Origin of the sequence: Coprococcus sp. AM97-35 (assembly GCF_027697525.1) — a bacterium.
Classification (GTDB): domain Bacteria; phylum Bacillota; class Clostridia; order Lachnospirales; family Lachnospiraceae; genus Allocoprococcus; species Allocoprococcus comes.
Genome location: NZ_JAQESL010000068.1, coordinates 1 through 1467 on the forward strand (window position 1 = coordinate 1; position 1467 = coordinate 1467).

Sequence of the window (1467 nt, forward strand, 5' to 3'; positions counted from 1 at the left end):
ATTGTATACTCCAGATTCACCATCTTTATGTGCGATATATCCTATTTTATTACCATCCTCTATATCTTCTCCATTTTTGTTACCCTGTCATTTTAAAGAACATCCTTACTTACACTGTTACATATTTTTCCGCTTCTTCTTTGCACTTCAACGTATTTCCATGCCCAATTACATATTCCATACATTCTTTTCCCTGCTCTTCTTTTCCGATTCGGTAGTAACATACTCCCAGCAGGAATCTGCGTGTAACCTCATAATAAGGCAGCTTTTCCGTATCATTTTCCAGTAATCTTACTGCTGCCTCATCTTCACCTTTCAGCATCAAATTTTTTGCCATAAACAGTGGATTCTTTTGAAATACTTTCCCTGCTTTTTCTAATGTAGCCGAATAACCTGCCGCATCTTTCTCCTGATATTTCTTCGACAGTTCGAGATTCGTCATGACCTGCTGCCAGGAACGTCCCTCTCTTTTTCCTTCCCATTCATTCTTTATATACTCTTCTGCCTTCTGCAACTGCCCATTTATGATCAGTGCAACTACATATTTAGACTCAGCTATCAGCATGACACTTTTTTGAAATCCATGATAATCCAAGCTCTTTCCGTACTTTACCAACTCTTCCAGCATTTCTGAATATTTTTCTGCATCACATTGCTGTGACAGAATCCGGTCAATTTTTGAAAAATCTCTGAGAATGTCCCTGATTAAAATGAATATACCTGCAATCAGATCAACCACCACGCAAATCCACAGAAGCCAGGGATCTGTCGTGACCCAGCCCGGCTGCTTCACATCGAAAAAGAGTACTGTCTCCTGATGCGGGAACGGATTTCCTTTGAAAATACTCACCACACAAATCAATGCTGCATAAATCAACAGCACATTCCGTATCATCCTGATGCGTCCATTTTTCTGCTTTTCATAAATCTTTTTTATCTGCTCTTCCATTTTCTCTACCTCGCTGTCACACTATTTTTGTACCTACAACATAATTATACATAAATTAATATTGTAGCGAATCTCTGTTCGGTTGTACAATATCTACTGCTGCCTGTTCTTCTTTCTCCGCTGTTTTGCAAAAATCTTCCACTTTTTCACGATTGACCATATCAATCTGATTATCACAATCTACTGCCGCATATCCTTTTTCTTCCAGACAATTGATAATTTTTCTTTTCACCTTTAATGTATTTAACTCCGACTTCTCCTTCATATAAACAGACCGAAAAGTTTGCGCTGTTTTTTTACTTCTGCATTCATTTCAGATTCTACGGTTTCTTTCTTTTCTTCTTTTTCCGTAATTCGATTTTGTCCGCACCCTGTAAAAACAATAAGAACTATCAATATCATCGCAAATATCTTACATATGTAATAATTTCCCATAAAAATTTTTTTATTCTTCAAAATACTCATCCAATACTGTTGCATCTTTTTTAACAACATAACCACTTCCACCGATTCCTTTC

Annotated in this window: 2 protein-coding genes and 1 pseudogene; all 3 read right to left on the bottom strand. The window is 37.0% G+C overall.

Going from position 1 to position 1467, the window contains the following annotated elements; translation table 11 throughout:
• Positions 1-109 precede the first annotated feature (109 nt).
• Positions 110-949: a hypothetical protein gene (locus tag PG840_RS16635; protein ID WP_021740685.1), complete on the bottom strand. Its 840-nt coding sequence runs from the start codon at positions 947-949 to the stop codon at positions 110-112.
• A 55-nt stretch (positions 950-1004) separates the two neighbouring features.
• Positions 1005-1214, bottom strand: a complete 210-nt coding sequence (locus PG840_RS16640) for a DUF6070 family protein (protein WP_028087876.1) — start codon at positions 1212-1214, stop codon at positions 1005-1007.
• Positions 1211-1467: pseudogene (locus PG840_RS16645) on the bottom strand (hypothetical protein); the annotation flags it as partial. The gene PG840_RS16640 and the pseudogene PG840_RS16645, both read right to left, overlap by 4 nt.